Here is a 16241-nt window from a genome sequence, read left to right on the forward strand (position 1 = left end):
AGACGCTCAGATCACTACCTGTTTGGTGTTCGGCAGACTGTCGACGATCGACTTCGGCACGTTGATCGTGTCGGCGATGATCTCGTGGGGCGTGTTGGCCATCCACTGCATCACCGAGATGTCCTCGAAGCGGGGATGGCGGAACATCTCCAGGAACACCAGCGGCTCGTCACCGGTGTTCTCGATGTAGTGGCCGTACGCGAAGGGTACGTACCCCACGTCACCGGCCTGGAAGTCGAACGTCCGGGCGGCGGCCTGCGCGGCGAACACGCCCATCCGTCCGGTGCCGGAGATGTAGTACTGCCACTCGTCGGTGGTGGGATGCCAGTGCAGTTCGCGCATCCCACCCGGCTCGACCTCCACCAGCGCCGCCGCCGTGGTCACGGAGGCGGCGAAGTTGGTCGAGTCGGTGATCCGCACCGTTCCGCCGCGGAAACGCTGCGGGGTCTGGGCGAGCATCCGGTGCTTGAAGCTGCGGGGGATGTCGCCGGTCGGGCTGACCACCCGGTCCTGTTGCAGTGGTGGTGGGACGTCGCCCTGGAAGATGTACTTCTCCCGCTCGGGCAGGTTCTCCATCTGTTCCGGCGTCCAGCCGAAGTTCTTGGCCAGCACGTGCCGAGGTGTGTGCGCGAAGAAGTCGCTGAGCAGGAACGTGTTGTTCTCCGAGAACGCGCCGTCGTCGAAGACCAGCAGGAACTGCGCGCCGTCCTGTAACGCCTGGATGTTGTGCGGCACACCCTGCGGAAAGAACCACAGGTCGCCCGCCTTCACGTCCTCGATGAAGTTGCGTCCCTCGTGGTCGACGGCGCTGATCCGGCAGCTTCCGCTGAGCATGTACGCCCACTCCGACTGCTGGTGCCAGTGGATCTCCCGGTACGCGCCCGGTTCGAGACCGAACTGGACGCCGGCCAACTGGGTGGCGATCGGGAGATCGCGGCTGGTGACCTCCCGGGTCCAGCCGCCCTTCTCCACCCGGGTGTGCGCCTGCGAGAACGAGAACTTGAGGTTGGGCACCAGCCGGCTGTCGGTGGTGGGCGGAACCAGCAGATCCGGGTTCTGCCGCTCCAGCGCGACGTTGCGGCCCGCGAAGGGCGGTGCGCCCTGGTCGCCGCGCCTCGGCGCGGGATCACTGTCAGCCATGATCGCTGTCTCCTCACTCGGGTTGGATCGGCTCGGGCGCGGGACCGGGTCCGCCACGCAGCCGCAGCCGCGACGAGATCCCCAGCAGGGCACGCATTCCGGGCCGGCCGTGCTGGATCGCGATCGCGACCGGGATCGCCACCGCGGTAGCCATCAGCACCAGACGGGTCCACGCCGGAGCGTGACCACCCACCCCGGTGCCGGCATAGAGGACGAACATCAGCAGTACGACCCGGAGCCGAGGCAGACCGGGAGGGTCGGTGAGCGGGGCCATGATTCGATGATCGGCGCGGAACACCGACCGTCGCATCACGTGATCGCGCCATTGCCGCACCTCAGATCCGGGACGGCGCGGGCCATTCGCCGCAATCCCGCCGGTTCGGCGATCCGGTCGCCCGTACCGTGCCGACGTGGCTAGGCTCGGTCATAGGACGGCATGTCGACGCGCCGGGTAACAACCGGGGAGAACGCCATTGTCCGAATCATCCTTCAACTCCGGAACGCTCTCGGTCGACGACATCGCCACCGAGCAACGACGGCACCGGCTATTCGAGGCCGCGGACCAGCTCCGGCTCGCCGGTCGCGGGACGGAGGCGCTCCACATCCTGGCGGCGGAGATCGCGACGAGCCGCGGCGGCGAGCCGCACCGCACCCTGGTGCTCGGTCGGATGGCGCGGACCGTCGCACTGGAGCAGCCGACCATCGCTCTCACCGGCCTGCGGGAGGCACTGAACCTCCGGCTGGACGCCCGCAGCCGCGCCACAGTGCTCGCCCTGGTCGCCACGATCGCGGCCCGCACGGGTCATCCGGACACCGACGCCCTGCTGCGCGACGCGGGCACCGCGCACGCCGCGTCGGGTGACCAGTCGTCCGCTCGCCATCTCGCCCTCGGCCGGGCCGCCCGCTCGCTCGCGCACGGCGACCTGCCGGGCGCCCAGGCCGTGCTGGCGGCCCTGGATCCGAACTCCTGGGCGGCCCGAGCCGACGCCCCGTCCATCCGGGCCGAACGGATCCTCGTCGAGCTCGGCCTGGGCCGGCACCCGGACGCGAGGACCGCCGCCCGGCAGGCGCCGGATGACGCCGACGGGCCGCTCACCGGGTTGACCGCGCTGGACTGCCTGCGCATGGTGGCCGTGGGCGAGTTGCCCGAGGCGGCCGCGCTGGCCGTCACGACGCTCAGCTCCGGCTCGGCGGACCTCAGCAGGGAGGTTCGCGCCCTGTTGGTAGCGGTGATCGGTGAGGTCCGCTACCGCCGTGGCGAGCACGACGACGCCCGCGCCATCCTGCGCGCCTGCCTCACCGAGGACCGCTGGCCCGACCGGACGATGTGGAGCCCTGCGTTCTGCGTGGCGGCCCGCGACCCGGCCCTCAGCACGCCGGCGGGCCTGCTCACCAGGGTCGTCGCCGACCTGCACCGATCGGTCCGGCCGCTGCTGCCGGTGCCGCACTTCGGTCCCCGGCTGGTACGCGCGGCGGTCGCCACCGGCGACACCCGGGCCGCCCGCCGGGTCACCGAACTGGTCGAGCTGGTGTCCACCCGTACGCCGGTGCCGCTGTGGCGCGCGCTGGCCGACCAGAGCCGGGGGTTGCGCGACGGCGACCCGGACGCGCTCCGGTCGGCGGTCGACCGGCTGCGCACCACCGCCGCCCGGCCGGCGTTGGCCGACGCACTGCTCGACCTGGCGAACAACCCTCGGCTGCGCCCCGGGGAGGCGCGCGACGCCGCGCACGAGGCGGCTGCCCTCTACGCCCGGATCGGCGCCCCCGGCGACCAGGCGACTGCCGACCGGCGCTGCGCCGACCTCAGCGGCACCCCGGGGCACCGGCCGTCGATCGACGGGCCGCCCAGCGGGGGCCTCGACGCGCTCACCCCCGCCGAGGAGCGGGTCGCCGAGATGCTCGCCGCCGGCGCCACGAAGAAGGAGGCGGCCAGGAGCCTCTTCGTCTCCTTCCACACGGTGGACACCCAGCTTCGGTCCATATACCACAAGCTGGGCATCAACAACCGGATGCAGCTGGTGCGGGCCTGGGAGCGGACCAGACGATAATCGGCTGGTGACAGTGCCTGCCGATCTGACCCCACTTGCCGAAGCCGTGGAGTGCGAATTCATGCACTCGTACGAGTCACAGGCACCCGCACCCGCGTACGCCGATCTCGGGATCGCCACCACCCGCGTCGGCGGCGGTGTCGCCCTCGGCATGCGCAACGATCCGTCCGGCGGGTACTGGAGCAAGGCCCTGGGCTTCGGCACCACCGAGCCGTTCACCGTGCAGGTCCTGGATCACGTCCTCGACTTCTACCGGGACCACGGCGTCGGTCAGGCTGTCATCCAGCTCATTCCGTCGGTCCTGCCCGCCGGTTTCGACGAGGTGGCCGCCACACGCGGGCTCACGCCGGGAAGCACCTGGATCAAGCTCGCCGCCCGGCCCGAGGACGTCACTGCCGGGCGGACCCGCCTGCGGGTCGGCCCGGTGCCCACCACCGAGGCGCGGCGCTGGGCCGATGTGCTGCTCACCGGGTTCGGCATGCCGACCGGTGGGCTCACCGACATGGTGGCCGCGACGGTCGGCCAGCCGGCGTGGCGACCCTGTGCGGCGTGGGACGGCGGTGAGCTGGTGGCGGGCGCCAACCTGTTCCTGCACGGCGAGGGCGCGGCGCTCAACGCCGCCGCGACGGCCTCCGGTCACCGTGGCCTCGGGGCGCAGTCGGCACTGATCACCGCCCGCGCCCGGGCAGCCGTCGAGGCGGGTTGCCGGTGGCTGTTCGCCGAGACCGGCAAGCCCGCGCCCGGTCAGCGGAACCCGTCGCTGAACAACCTGCGCCGGGCCGGGCTGGTGCCCCTCTACGAACGCCGCAACTGGGTGTGGCGAGCGGCGTCCTGAACCCGCCCGGGGCCGTGGGTGGGCAGCTGCGCGCCGACCTCGGCCCCGAATCCGTCGTCGATCAGGGGCTCACTCGGGCGGTGTGGCCCCCGACTGTTCGCTGACCATGTACGCCGCGTACCAGTCGGGCCAGTTGTCGTCCCGCTCCCCGGTCCGTTTCTCGTGCTCGTCGTGTGCGGCGGCCGCGCGCCGCATCGCGTCCGCCAGATCGCTCACCGAGCCGAACGACGTCAGCCCGCCCTCGATGCGCCCGGGAAGCCTGGTCGTGATCTCCTGAATCAGCCAGGTGTTGCCGTCCGGGTCGCGCAGTGTGGCGCGCGAGAAGTAGCTGCGCCGCTGCGGGTCCGGACCGTCGACCGGGCCGTCCGGGGTGACGTGGAAGACGTCGCCGACCTCGATGCCGGCGGCGACAAGGTCGGCGCGGGCCGCCTCGACGTCGGAGACGACCAGGTACGCCACTGCCGAGCCGGGTGCCGCCGGGGTGAGCCCGGGGCCGAACTGCACGGAGCACGCGGAGCCGTGCGGCGTCAGTTGCACGATGCCGGGCGGGGTCTGGTCGAGCCGCCACCCCAGCCGTTGGTAGAACGCCTTTGCCCGGTCCACGTCCGAGACCGGGATGACGAGCACCTCAAGCTTGATGTCGAGGCTCTCGAGCCGCGCCGCCGTGCTCGCGTCGGCCTGGGCAACCTTCGGGCTCATCGCTGTCCCCTTCCTGATCATCACGCTACTGTCCGCGTTCCCGCCCGGTGCGGGCTTTCCGGCATCAGTCCGACGCCATCCTGGTGGCCCTGCGCACCCCCACCAGGGCGACCAGGGCGAGGAGGATGACGGCGACGGAGTACTCGTCGGCGGTTCGTGGCAGTCCGCCGGCGTAGACCACGAGGAAGCCGGCGATGACCGTGGGGAGACCGAAGCCGACGTAGCAGACGACGTAGAGCACGGACAGCACGCTGGCGCGTTGGTGCGCCTCGACCAGCGGCATGACGGTCTTGAGGCTGCCCTGGAAGCCGCTGCCGAAGCCGACTCCCCCGAGTGCGAGACCGACGAAGAAGCCCTGGACGGACTGCGCCATGATCGCTGCCAACGTGACGACCATGCCGAGGATGAGCGTGCTGATCCCGGTCAGGATCACCGTCCGGGCGGCGGCGTTGCGCTGGACCAGAACGGCGATCGAGCCGAAGACGGCGAAGACGAAGAGGACCAGACCGCCGATCACGATCGACGTGTTCATCAGACTGCGGACGAGCGCCGGGCCGAGCGCGCCGAAGAACCCGGCGAGGGCCCAGACCGCGAAGAGCACCGGGACGACGGCCAGGACCGGCTGGCGTACCGAGCGGGGCAGCGTGATGTCCGGCCGAAGGCTGCGCCGGGCCCCGGCCATTGGTGTGACAGTCTCCGGCATCAGCGCGACCCCGACGGCCTGGATCAGCAGGATCACCAGCAGGACGAGGTACACCAGTCGCGTCGGTGCGGGCAGGAACTGGATGAGCAGCGCCGAGAGCAGCGCCCCGCTTCCGGTTCCGATGCCCGGGGCGAGCGAGTTCGCGAGGGTGCCCCGGGCCCGGTCGATGTCGAGCATGGCGGCGCCCACGGCCCCGGTGGCGGCACCGGCGGCGAGCCCCTGCACGAGGCGGGCGATCAGCAGGGCGGCGACGCCGTTGGCGAAGACGAAGACGACGAGCGCGAGGATCTGCACCGCGATCGCGACGGCCAGCACCGGCCGCCGGCCGAGGTGGTCGGAGAGCCTGCCGAAGACGAGCAGGGACGCCAGCACCGCGAGCGCGTAGACGGCGAACACCACTGTGGTCGTGACCGGCGAGAAGTGCCAGCGTTCCTGGTACACGCCGTAGAGCGGGGTCGGGGCCGCCGACGCGGCCAGGAACGACACCAGGATCGACGCGAGCAGCACCAGGGAGGCCGTCGGCGAGAGTCGGGCCCGCCCTGAGATCGACATGTCGGTGCTCCTCGGCTGCACGAAGACGGTCCGGCCTGGGCGTCGCGCCGGCCGCGCGGCCTCGGCGGCGTACCCGGCAGGCGCCGTCGTATGCCAGTTCGACCGGTTCGGCGCGGTCCGCCGCCGGGTGCGCCCGCCCCGGGAGGCGCCGAGGTACGACGTCCCGTGCCGCCGGTTCAGCCCTCGGAGTCCTGACCGCCGGCCGGGAGGCTGGCCACGCCACGGCTCAGCGCGTCCCGGAAGTCGCGGTACCGGTCCGGGCCGAGCGTTTCGGCGAGCTTGTGCTCGATCAGGTGCACGACGGCGTCGGAGGCCGCCATGAAGCTGAGGCCCCGGTCCGTCGGCACGATCAGCTTCGCGCGGCGGTCGGCCGGGTCGGGCGTACGCCGGACGTAGCCCAGTCGCTCCAACTCGTCGAGGATCGCGCCCATCGTCTGCTTGTTGCGCCCGGCCAGCCGGGCCAGCTCGCCGGGGCGGGTGCCCTCGGCGTCGAGGTAGGCCAGGACCGCGCCGTGGCGGGGCCGGACGTCGTCGAAGCCCTGCTCCGCCGAACGTCGGAAGATCTCCCGCTGGACGCGGGCCGAGAGCTGCACGGCCAGGATCCCGAGGTCAGGGTCCTGCTCTTTGAGTGTGCTGCGCTTCATAATTTGGTCCAATCATTGGACTGTACAAGTTATGGACTATATCGTCGTCGGCGGCGACCGGTGGTCCGACCTCGGTCCGCCTGACCGAAAGGATGACCATGACCATTCTGATAACCGGGGCGAACGGCACCGTGTCGAGGGAGGTGCTGCGGGAGTTGGCCGGCAAGCAGCCGGTCCGCGCGCTCGTGCGGGACGCGTCCCGTACGCCAGGCCTCGACGGGGTCGACTACGTCGTCGGCGACCTGGACCGCCCCACCACGCTGACCTCGGCGTTCGAGGGCGTGACGACGCTGTGGCTGCTGATGCCGATGGGTCCGCTCGCGCCGAGCCAGAGCATGAACGCGGTGTGGGCGGCCCGGCAGGCCGGCGTACGGCACATCGTCCGACTCTCCGCGATCGGCGCCGCGCACGACGCGCCGACCCGCAACGGCCGATTGCACGCGCTCTCCGACGCGGAGCTACAGGAGTCGGGGATCCCCTGGACGATCCTGCGGCCGAGCCACTTCATGCAGAACCTGCTCGCCGCCAAGGCCGGTGAGCACCTCTTCGGGCTCTTCGGTGACGCACGGGTCGGCCTGATCGACGCCCGGGACATCGCCGCCGCGGGTGCGGCCATCCTCGCCGCACCCGAGCAGCACCAGGGCATGATCTACACGCCCACCGGCCCGGAGAGCATCACGCTGGACCAGGCGGCACAGGAGATGGCCCGTACGCTCGGCCAGCCGGTGCGTTACGTGCCGCAGAGCCCGGAACAGACGCGCGACGGCCTGCTCCAGGCCGGCCTCGACCAGTGGTCGGCCGAGGTCCTCGCCGAATACCGGGTCGCCTACGGTTCGGGGTGGGGTGACTTCACGAACGACCATGTCGAGCGGATCGTCGGGCGGCAGCCACGGACCTTCGCCGACTTCGTCAGCGATCACCGTGAGCAGTTCGCGAGCGTCTGACCCGTCGACAGTTCGGCGCTGGTGCCCTCCGGCGCGATCGCACCGGAGGGCACCCGGGCTCCGACGCACCGGAGGTGCCGCGGGTCAGTGCTCCGGCCGGCCCTCGTCGTCGGGCACCATCGTCGAGTCCCGCTCGGTCGTTCGGAAGCGCTCCTGGTAGGCGCGGGGCGACACCCCCACCCGGGCGAGGAACATCCGGCGCAACGTCTCCGGGCTGCCGATGCCGACCTCCCGGGCGCAGGCGGTGACCGACTTCCCCGCGTGCAGCAACCGGATGGCCGCGTCGACCCGTACGCCCTCCACGTACTTGCTGGGGCTGCTGCCCAGCTCCTGTCGGAACATCCGGGATAGGTGACGGGGGCTCACGTGCGCCCGGGCGGCGAGAGCCGGCACCGAGTGGTCGTCGGCCGGGTCGGCAGCCACCGCGTCGATCACCTGTCGCAGCACCGGTGTGCGGGGTCGGGGCAGGGCGAGCGACGGCGAGAACTGCGACTGGCCGCCCGGCCGTTGCAGGAAGACGACGAGCGACTGGGCCACCGACCGGGCGATCTCCGCACCGTGGTCGCGCTCCACTAGGGCGAGCGCGAGGTCGATGCCGGCGGACACGCCGGCGGAGGTGAAGATCGTCCCGTCTCGTACGAAGATCGCGTCGCTCTCGACGCGGACCTGCGGGAAGGCGGCGGACAGCAACCGGGCGTGCTGCCAGTGCGTCGTCGCCCGCCGACCGTTCAGCAAACCGGCGGCGGCCAGGACGAAGGCGCCGGTGCAGACCGCGGCGGTGCGACCGGCGGCACGGGACAGCGTCGCGGCGGCAGCGGTGAGTTCGGCACTGATCGGGCGCACCGCCAACGCGTCGCCGCCGACCACGAGGGCGGTTCCGACGTCGGTCGCCGCGTCGACAGCACCGTCGACCTGAACGAGGAGACCCGTCGAGGCACGGACGGCGGCGCCGTCACTGGAGCGCACCTCCAGCTCGTAGCGCGCGCCGAACTTGGCGGCCTCGGCGAAGACCTCGAACGGTCCGGCGAGGTCCAGCATCGTCATTCCGTCGAAGACGAGGGCGGTGACCCGATGCACCCCTGCCGTCCCGCTGCCCACCCGCCGACCCCCTCCGGTGTTGTCCTGATCTGAGGGAAGCATGGCAGACAGGACAGGGCAGCTGGCCGGTCCGGCGGGTGACGCTTGACGCATCGGAGCCCGGCCGGGCTCCCCGACCGACAGGACAGTGATGAGCCACACAACGATCGCCGGCGTCCAGATCCCCGACTCGCGGCTCGCCGTCGACGCCACCGAACTCGTCCGCGAGGCCACCGACGACCTGCTGTTCCATCACTCGCGGCGGGTCTTCCTCTTCGGCACGCTGCAGGGCCGGCGGCTCGGCCTGACGGCCGACCCCGAGCTGCTCTACGTGGGAGCGATGTTCCACGACCTGGGACTGACCGAACGCTACCGCCGCGACGATCAGCGCTTCGAACTCGACGGCGCCGACGAGGCACGCCGCTTCCTGCTGTCGAACGGCATCGGCGAACACGAGGCCCGCCTCGTCTGGGAGGGGATCGCCCTGCACACCACGCCCGAGGTTCCGTACCGGCTGGAGCCCGAGGTCGCCCTGGTCACCGCGGGCGTCGAGACGGACGTGCTCGGAATCGGCTACCACGAGTTGTCTCCGGCCGACATCGCGGCGGTCACCGCCGCACACCCGCGGCCGAACTTCAAGCGGGCCATCGTCGACGCCTTCGCCGCTGGTTTCCGGCACCGGCCGGACACCACCTTCGGGACCGTCAACGGCGACGTGCTGGAGCACCGGGTGCCGGGCTACCGCCACATCGACTTCGTCCGGGTCATCGAGGACTCCGCCTGGCCCGAATGACCCCCCTACAGCTCGGGGTGGCCGAAGAGGCCAGGTAGCCCGCCGGTGTGCACGAAGACGAGCCGGTCGCCGCGCGGGAAGCTGCCGGCCAGCAGCGCCGCCATCGCCCGACCGGTGTACGTCGGGTCCAGGAAGATCCCCTCCGTACCGGCGGTTATCTCCAACGCCGCCCGCACGGCGTCGGTCAACGTGCGGTACCCAGCACCCACCTGGGAGCCGTCGATCCGCAGCGCGTCCGGCTCGACCTCGCCGACGAGCAGCCCGGCGACTGTCGCCCGGGGGTCCGGCACGGCGCCGACATCAACACCGATCACCCGCTCCGCGCCCAACTCCCGCACCAGGCCGGCCATCGACCCGCCGGAGCCGAGCGCCACCACGACCTCGGCCCCGTCGATGGCCGGCAGTTGGGTACGCAGCTCCCGGGCGCAGTCCACGTATGCCTGGACCGACTCGGTGGAGGTGCCGCCGAACGGGATGACGTACGCCGAGCGTCGCTCCGCCTCGGCCGCCACCACCTCGGCGAGCGGCCGGTCCCCGGCCCAGACGATCTCCGCCCCGGCGAGCCCGTCGAGCACCAGGTTGCCCCGAGGGCTCTCCGGGGGCGGGCCGGCGAGCACCAGCACGCAGGAGAGGCCGAGCCGCGCGGCGGCGGCCGCGGTGAGCCGGGCGTGGTTGCTCTGCGGCGCACCTGAGGTGAGCACCGTGCGGGCGCCGACGGTGATCGCCTGCGCGCAGGTGTACTGGAGCTTGCGGATCTTGTTGCCGCCGCCGCCGAGGCCGGTGAGATCGTCACGCTTGAACCAGAGCTCGGCCAGCCCCAGCCGGGCGGCGAGCCGGGGCGCGGCCTCCACCGGCGTGGGCCACGTACCGAGGGAAACGGGTGTGATCATCCGTGCAGCTAAGCACCCCGCGGCCCGACGCGCAGCTCCCTGGCCGCAGGCGGCTGCTGCGCGGCTAGGCCCGACGTGCTACCGCCCGGGGCAGCGGACCGACGTCCGCGTGGCGACCGGGGCGCAGCGCCGCGTGCCGTTGCCCGGGGCCAGCCCCGTCGCGAGCGGCGAGCGCGTCGGCCACCGCTCCGGTGGCGAACGCGTAGACGGACTTGTGCATGATGTCGATGACGAGTTCGGGGCGGGGCCAGGTCAGCGGCGGCGCGCCGACGCCGGTGGCGTTCTCCAGGATCTGGTCGTTGCTCAGGCGCAGCGCGGTGAACATCGTTGAGGCCCAGACGCCGCGCAGCCCCGCCTGCGCCATGACGCTGCGCAGCACCCCGACCAGTACGCCCTGTCCGTAGTGCATGGTCAGGTTCTGCCAGCGGGGCTGCCGCCCGGGGGACTCCGGCAGGCCGGTGAGCCTGGCCAGCACCCGGGCCGGCACGTAGGAGTCGGGGCGGCCGGTCACCCGCTGTTCGAGCTTCTCCGCGGCCGTCATCACCACCGCTCCGGCCAGACCCGCCACCAGTCCCTGCCACACCGCTCGCTTCAGCATGAGTCAGCCCTACCCGCCGGGCCGACGTCCACACCCGCGAGTCGTCAGCGGACGTCTCGGCCGGCGGCCATTTGGTTTACCACCGTTCGAAGCGGGTACGGTGGCGGTTGGGTCAAGACATGCGCCCTCCAGTGGTCAGTCCTGTTCGTGCACATGCACGGCAGGTCGACCATCCTCGTCGAGGGCGGAGATAGCATGTGATCAACCAGACCCCCCTTTCCCTGCCGGCACCTCCTGACGTCCCGACTGATCAAGGCGCCGCCCTCGTCGAGCCGATCCTGTCGCTGACCATGAGCCACGACGGCCCCGTCAGTGTGATCAGCGTTGTCGGCGAGATGGACATGAGCAACGCGCATCTACTCATCGAGTTGGTGGAGCAGCTCTGCCGCGCCCCCACACCACAGATCGCCCTGAACCTGTCAGCAGTTCGCTTCCTCGGGGCCCATGGCATCAGCGCGCTGCTCCGGTCCGGTCAACTGGCCGCCCAGGCCGGGGGCCGGCTGACGCTGCGCGATCCCTCGCGGTTCGTGCTCCGTGTCCTCGGCGTCACCCGATTGCTGCGGCATCTCGAACGTTGTGACACGTCGACCCCGACCGGTGCTCGCAGCAGTGGCATCGTCCCGCCACCTCCCCGCCGTGCCGCACCGCCCCATCAGCCCTTCAGCCCGTCCGTCGCCGACCAGCCCTAGACGGCACGGCGACAGTTCCCCCCGATAGAGGAGAGACATGTTCAATCCACTGGACCACAAGGGAATTCCGCTCGAGAACCAACTCCGCAACTGGCGTGAGCTGAACGTCGAGCCGATCGATCCGGAGGCGGTCGACCCGTACACCCGGTGCCGGATCATCACCATGAACGGCATCGAGGTGGAGGCGATCAACTTCCAGCACCAGTTCGCCCGCAACTGTCCGGACCAGGAGCTCCGTCGGCAACTTGCCTATGTCCGGTACGTGGAGAGCCAGCAGCAGCGGGTGGTGAACTGGCTGCTGCCCGGTGTCGCCAGCGTGCTGGAGACGACGCTCGGCTACGAGCAGGTCGCCGTCGACCTCACCGCCTGGGTGGCCCGCCACGAGCCCGATCCCTACCTGAAGCAGGCGTACGAGTTCGGTGTGCTGGAGGACTTCGACCATCTGTACCGCTACGCCAACCTCTACGAGATGGTCGAGCGTCGTAAGGCGGAAAAGATCGTCGACGGGCTCACCGAGGTCATGCCGGGCCGGCCGACGGTGTTGGAGCACCGGCACCCGTTCGACGAGATCCGCACCCCCTACGACCGCAACTCGGTGGACCCGCGCTCGAAGCTGCACGCGCTGACGATCCTCTCGGCCGAGCAGCAGGTCATGTTCTACTACATGAACGTCGGCCCGCAGTACATGGAGCCGATCGCGCGCCAGCTCTACCAGGAGATCAGCCTGATCGAGCAGGAGCACGTCACCCACTACGAGTCACTGTTGGACCCGGGCGAGAACTGGTGGGAGCGGCTGCTCACCCACGAGTACAACGAGTGCTGGCTGTACTACTCCTTCCTCCAGCAGGAGAGCGACCCGCGGATCAAGGCGATCTGGGAGCTGCACCTGCAGATGGAGCTGGCCCACCTGCAGCAGGCCGCCGACCTGCTGCGCCGGCACGACGGCCGGGAGCCGGAGGAGATCGTCGGCAGTGTCGGTCTCCCCGAGCCGCTGACCTTCGAGCCCAACAAGGACTACCTGCGCCACCTGCTGGACACCCAGATGGACCTGACGAAGCTCGGCGAAGGCTACGTCCGCGAGGCCCACGAGCGTTTCGAGTGGATGCAGCAGCAACTGCACGACGGCCAGCAGCCGCCGAGCGAGCAGGTCATCGACCTGCATCGGGAACGCTTCGGCGACGAGTACCGCATCGAGACCGAGGGTCCACACCCGGTCGAGGCCCTGCGCACCAAGGGAGGAAGCCATGCCTGACGCCGGCACCCCGGCCACGCCAGGGCCCGAGGAGGACGTGGTAGACCTGCTGCTCGCCCAGCACGCCCAGATCGAACAGCTCTTCCTGCTGGTCATCGGCGGCACCGGCGACACCCAGCGGGACGCCTTCGACGATCTGGTCAAGCTCCTCGCCGCGCATGAGACCGCCGAGGAGGAGATCATCCACCCGCTCGCCCGGACACTGCCGGGTGGGGGCGGGGACGCGATGGTCGACGACCGGCTCGACGAGGAACGGCAGGCGAAGGAGACCCTGCAAGCCCTGATCGAGGGTGGCGTCGACGCCGACGGGTTCGACACCGGCATCGTCCTGCTGCGCGAGGCGGTGCTCCTGCACGCCCGACACGAGGAGCGCTACGAGTTCCCCCAGCTTCGCCAGCACGTACCGGTCGATCGGCTCCGTAGCCTCGCCGCGGCCGTTCGGGCGGCGGAGGCATCCGCGCCGACCCGGCCACATCCCAGCGCCCAGTCCGCGAAGGGCAACCTGGCCGCCGGCCCGGTGCTGGCGGTCGTCGACCGGGTACGCGACGCGGTGCGCAAGCCTTCGAAGAGCTGACTGGGATGACAGGGTCGCCTGCCTCGTGCGGGCGACCCTGTCATCGCGCAGTGCGGCGTCGGGGGACAGCCACCCCGAGAGTCATCCCCGAGCCTTACCGACCGCCTGGGCGACAAGGGTCTCGGCGACCTCGCGCACCTTCCGGTTGGTGTCCTGAGAGATCTTCGACAGCAGCGCGAACGCCTCCTCCGGCGAGCACCGCCGGCTCCCCATGATGATCCCCTTGGCCTGCTCGATCACCGCCCGATTCCGCATCGCCTCCTGCATCTGCGCCGCCGTCGTGGCGGCGTTGTCATACAGGTGCGCATTGGCCAGGGCCACCGCCGCGTACGCGGCGAAGCCTTCCGCACTGGCCACCGAGGACGGCTCGAACGCGTTCGCCGAATCGCTGTAGACGTTGAGCGCACCGACCACCGACCCCTGGATGGGGAGCCCGACCGAGAGGGAGCTTCGCACCCCGGCGGCCCGAGCCCTCTCCGCCCAGGCCGGCCAGCGATCTTCGGTGGCCATGTCCGGCACCGAGATGGTGTCACCGCTGGCGGAGGCATCCAGGCACGGGCCGCGGTGCTGGTCGTACTGCCACTCGTCCAACTGCCGGGCCAACTCGCCGGTGAACGCCCCGGTCCAACCGACGCGACCTCGAACCAGGGTGACCGTCACCTCCCTCGTCCCGGGAATGCTCCGGTTGGCAAGTTCGGCGACCCGGAGCAGCATGTCGTCGAGGCTGATCTCGTCGAGTCTGACCCGGCCCAGTTCGGCCAGCGCCTCGGCGGGACTCATGGTCGGCAGCGTCATGGCAGTACGCCCTCCTCGATCGGCTCCGCCGGAATGGGAGGATTCCGGCATGGCCGGCGCCTCGGCAGAAGCCCGGCCGCTCCCGCTCCAGGGCGGTCGTCAGCAACAGTGGTCCTACCCCCTGAATCACCCACTGACACCATGCTCAGGGCCTGGCGGCCTGCGTGTCCGCCGAGCAGGACGGCGGAGCGCAGCATCACCGGCGAGCGCCAGTCATCCGGCAGCGAACGTCCGTCCCGCGCCGTTTGCTCCCCGGTAATCTGGACGGTCATGGCCACCATCCGCGACGTGCGTCGGGAACTCGCCAGCCTCGCCGATCCAGGTCGAGCCGAGGCGTCGAGCCGGTTCCTGCAGATGGTCGCCGGTGGGTACGGAGAGGGTGACCGGGCCATCGGGGTCTCCGTGCCGGACCAGCGCACGGTCGCCGCCCGCTACTGGCGTGACCTCACCGTGGCCGAGACGACGCGGCTGCTCAGCGGTGACGTGCACGAGGAGCGGCTGACCGCGCTCTTCATCCTGGTCCGCAAGTTCAGCACTGGCGACGAGCGGGAACGCGGCCAGATCTTCGACACCGTCCTGGCCAACACCTGCCACATCAACAACTGGGACCTGGTGGACTCGTCCGCGCCGTACATCGTCGGGCCCTGGTTGATCGACCGGGACCGGAGCGTCCTGGACCGGTTGGCCGGGTCGAGCCTGGTGTGGGACCGCCGCATAGCCATCATGGCGACCTTCGCCTTCATCAAGGTCGGTGACTTCGAGTGGACCTTCCGACTCGGGGACCGGCTCCTGCACGATCCGCACGACCTCGTCCGCAAGGCGGTGGGCTGGATGCTGCGCGAGGTGGGCAACCGGGACAGAGCGGCGGAGGAGGAGTTCCTCGCCCGCCGCTACCGGGTGATGCCACGGGTCATGCTGCGGTACGCGATCGAGAAGTTCGAACCGCGGCGTCGTCGCGACTACCTGTCCGGCGCCGTCTAGACGCGCCCAGCCAGCGTCAGGGCTTGCGGCCCACCCCGCCGAAGGCGTCGATGTCGACAGGCGTGTCGACCGCGTCGTCGGGTCGCCACTGCGGGCACGGCACGACGCCGGGCGCGACCAGCTCCAGCCCGTCGAAGAAGCCGGCGATCTGCTCCGGCGAGCGCAGCGTGTACGGAGTCGCCCCGCTGTCGTTGTAGTCGTCCTGCGCCTGCTGCATCTCGGCGCTGATCAGGCTCGTGCCGTCGTTCAGTGAGAGGTAACTGCCGCTCGGCAGCGCCGCCACCAGCTGCCGGGTGATCGAGCGGGCCGTCTCGTAGTCGGGCACGTGGCCCATCACGCCACTGAGGATGAGGCCGATCGGCTGCGCGAAGTCGAGCGTCTTGCCAGCCTCGGCGATCACCGCCGCCGGGTCGTGCAGGTCGCCGTCGATGTAGGCGGTCCGTCCCTCGGCGGTGCCCACCAGCAGGGCACGGGCGTGCACCAGCACCAGCGGGTCGCTGTCGACGTAGACGATCCGCGCGTCCGGTGCGATCCGTTGGGCCACCTCGTGGGTGTTGTTGGCGGTCGGCAGCCCGGTGCCGACGTCGAGGAACTGGCGGATGCGGGCATCGGCGGCGAGGAACATGGTCGAGCGGACCAGGAACTGCCGGGAGGCCCGGGCCACGTCGACGACGCCGGGGAAGACCTGCCGGTACTGGTCCCCGGCCTCGCGGTCGACAGCGAAGTTGTCCTTGCCACCGAGCCAGTAGTTCCAGATCCGCGCCGAATGCGGCACCGACGTGTCGATCTTCTGTGGACTGCCAGCAGCACCGGCTCCGGGCCGGCCGCCCGTCGACATCTCCTTGGTCACGACGAAACCCCCGTATGTATGCGTACGCGACGGTGTCCCCGGGACGGCCCAGGTGGAGGAAGTGACCGCCCGTGACCGTGCCACGGTATAGAAGGTCGGGGATCCGCACCACACCCGGCCGCTCCACAGCAGACCCTTCGGTGTCACCCGCTCACGCTGAGCGGACGGTGCGCACCG

General features: G+C 70.8%; 18 protein-coding genes. 8 read left to right on the forward strand and 10 right to left on the reverse strand.

Translation table 11 applies throughout. The features are described from left to right. Positions 1-6: 6 nt before the first annotated feature. Positions 7-1140, reverse strand: coding sequence for an oxalate decarboxylase family bicupin (locus tag QSK15_RS20595; protein ID WP_285795786.1), 1134 nt, complete (start codon positions 1138-1140; stop codon positions 7-9). A 13-nt stretch (positions 1141-1153) separates the two neighbouring features. Beyond that, positions 1154-1414, reverse strand: a complete 261-nt coding sequence (locus QSK15_RS20600) for a hypothetical protein (RefSeq protein ID WP_285795787.1) — start codon at positions 1412-1414, stop codon at positions 1154-1156. A 199-nt stretch (positions 1415-1613) separates the two neighbouring features. Between QSK15_RS20600 and QSK15_RS20605 the strand changes: the two genes are divergently transcribed. Together QSK15_RS20605 and QSK15_RS20610 are read left to right on the forward strand one after the other, a co-directional pair. Then, positions 1614-3188: a helix-turn-helix transcriptional regulator gene (locus QSK15_RS20605; protein WP_285795788.1), complete on the forward strand. Its 1575-nt coding sequence runs from the start codon at positions 1614-1616 to the stop codon at positions 3186-3188. A gap of 7 nt (positions 3189-3195) precedes the next feature. Then, positions 3196-4023: a GNAT family N-acetyltransferase gene (locus QSK15_RS20610; RefSeq protein WP_285795789.1), complete on the forward strand. Its 828-nt coding sequence runs from the start codon at positions 3196-3198 to the stop codon at positions 4021-4023. Between the two features lie 69 nt (positions 4024-4092). Here the strand turns inward: QSK15_RS20610 and QSK15_RS20615 are convergent, their stop codons facing one another. The 3 genes from QSK15_RS20615 to QSK15_RS20625 all read right to left on the reverse strand — a co-directional run bounded on the left by QSK15_RS20615 (position 4093) and on the right by QSK15_RS20625 (position 6621). Continuing rightward, positions 4093-4722, reverse strand: coding sequence for a VOC family protein (locus QSK15_RS20615; RefSeq protein WP_285795790.1), 630 nt, complete (start codon positions 4720-4722; stop codon positions 4093-4095). A gap of 64 nt (positions 4723-4786) precedes the next feature. Beyond that, complete coding sequence (locus QSK15_RS20620) at positions 4787-5977, reverse strand: MFS transporter (RefSeq protein ID WP_285795791.1); 1191 nt, start codon at positions 5975-5977, stop codon at positions 4787-4789. A gap of 176 nt (positions 5978-6153) precedes the next feature. Beyond that, a complete protein-coding gene (locus tag QSK15_RS20625; RefSeq protein WP_285795792.1) occupies positions 6154-6621 on the reverse strand; it encodes a MarR family winged helix-turn-helix transcriptional regulator in 468 nt (155 codons plus the stop codon). A gap of 98 nt (positions 6622-6719) precedes the next feature. Here QSK15_RS20625 and QSK15_RS20630 point away from each other — a divergent pair, with 98 nt between their 5' ends. Further along, on the forward strand, positions 6720-7565 hold the full coding sequence (locus tag QSK15_RS20630) for an NAD(P)H-binding protein (RefSeq protein WP_285795793.1): 846 nt from the start codon (positions 6720-6722) through the stop codon (positions 7563-7565). Between the two features lie 84 nt (positions 7566-7649). Here the strand turns inward: QSK15_RS20630 and QSK15_RS20635 are convergent, their stop codons facing one another. Next, entirely contained in the window at positions 7650-8705 is a 1056-nt protein-coding gene (locus QSK15_RS20635) for a GlxA family transcriptional regulator (RefSeq protein ID WP_285795794.1), read from the reverse strand. A gap of 88 nt (positions 8706-8793) precedes the next feature. Between QSK15_RS20635 and QSK15_RS20640 the strand changes: the two genes are divergently transcribed. Next, positions 8794-9435, forward strand: a complete 642-nt coding sequence (locus QSK15_RS20640; RefSeq protein WP_285795795.1) for an HD domain-containing protein — start codon at positions 8794-8796, stop codon at positions 9433-9435. 5 nt (positions 9436-9440) lie between these two features. On the opposite strand, the gene QSK15_RS20645 is transcribed toward QSK15_RS20640, so the two are convergent. Both QSK15_RS20645 and QSK15_RS20650 read right to left on the reverse strand, forming a co-directional pair. After that, positions 9441-10325, reverse strand: coding sequence for a pyridoxal-phosphate dependent enzyme (locus QSK15_RS20645; RefSeq protein WP_285795796.1), 885 nt, complete (start codon positions 10323-10325; stop codon positions 9441-9443). 64 nt (positions 10326-10389) lie between these two features. Further along, positions 10390-10923, reverse strand: a complete 534-nt coding sequence (locus tag QSK15_RS20650; RefSeq protein ID WP_285795797.1) for a hypothetical protein — start codon at positions 10921-10923, stop codon at positions 10390-10392. Positions 10924-11120: 197 nt separating this feature from the next. Here QSK15_RS20650 and QSK15_RS20655 point away from each other — a divergent pair, with 197 nt between their 5' ends. From QSK15_RS20655 to QSK15_RS20665, 3 genes are read left to right on the forward strand one after another with little or no spacing between them, the layout of a single operon-like run. Next, positions 11121-11612, forward strand: coding sequence for an STAS domain-containing protein (locus tag QSK15_RS20655; protein WP_285795798.1), 492 nt, complete (start codon positions 11121-11123; stop codon positions 11610-11612). 37 nt (positions 11613-11649) lie between these two features. Next, on the forward strand, positions 11650-12864 hold the full coding sequence (locus tag QSK15_RS20660) for a hypothetical protein (RefSeq protein WP_285795799.1): 1215 nt from the start codon (positions 11650-11652) through the stop codon (positions 12862-12864). Next, entirely contained in the window at positions 12857-13438 is a 582-nt protein-coding gene (locus QSK15_RS20665; RefSeq protein ID WP_285795800.1) for a hemerythrin domain-containing protein, read from the forward strand. Before QSK15_RS20660 ends, QSK15_RS20665 begins: the two co-directional genes overlap by 8 nt. Before the next feature lie 81 nt (positions 13439-13519). Here QSK15_RS20665 and QSK15_RS20670 read toward each other — a convergent pair whose 3' ends face one another. Beyond that, positions 13520-14233 (reverse strand): GAF and ANTAR domain-containing protein, encoded by a 714-nt coding sequence (locus QSK15_RS20670; RefSeq protein ID WP_285795801.1) that lies wholly within the window; start codon positions 14231-14233, stop codon positions 13520-13522. A gap of 270 nt (positions 14234-14503) precedes the next feature. Here QSK15_RS20670 and QSK15_RS20675 point away from each other — a divergent pair, with 270 nt between their 5' ends. After that, complete coding sequence (locus tag QSK15_RS20675; protein ID WP_285795802.1) at positions 14504-15214, forward strand: DNA alkylation repair protein; 711 nt, start codon at positions 14504-14506, stop codon at positions 15212-15214. 16 nt (positions 15215-15230) lie between these two features. Here QSK15_RS20675 and QSK15_RS20680 read toward each other — a convergent pair whose 3' ends face one another. After that, on the reverse strand, positions 15231-16052 hold the full coding sequence (locus tag QSK15_RS20680; RefSeq protein WP_502889641.1) for an SAM-dependent methyltransferase: 822 nt from the start codon (positions 16050-16052) through the stop codon (positions 15231-15233). Positions 16053-16241: the final 189 nt, after the last annotated feature.

This window comes from Micromonospora sp. NBRC 107095 (assembly GCF_030269705.1).
In the GTDB taxonomy this organism is placed as follows: Bacteria; Actinomycetota; Actinomycetes; order Mycobacteriales; family Micromonosporaceae; genus Micromonospora; species Micromonospora parva.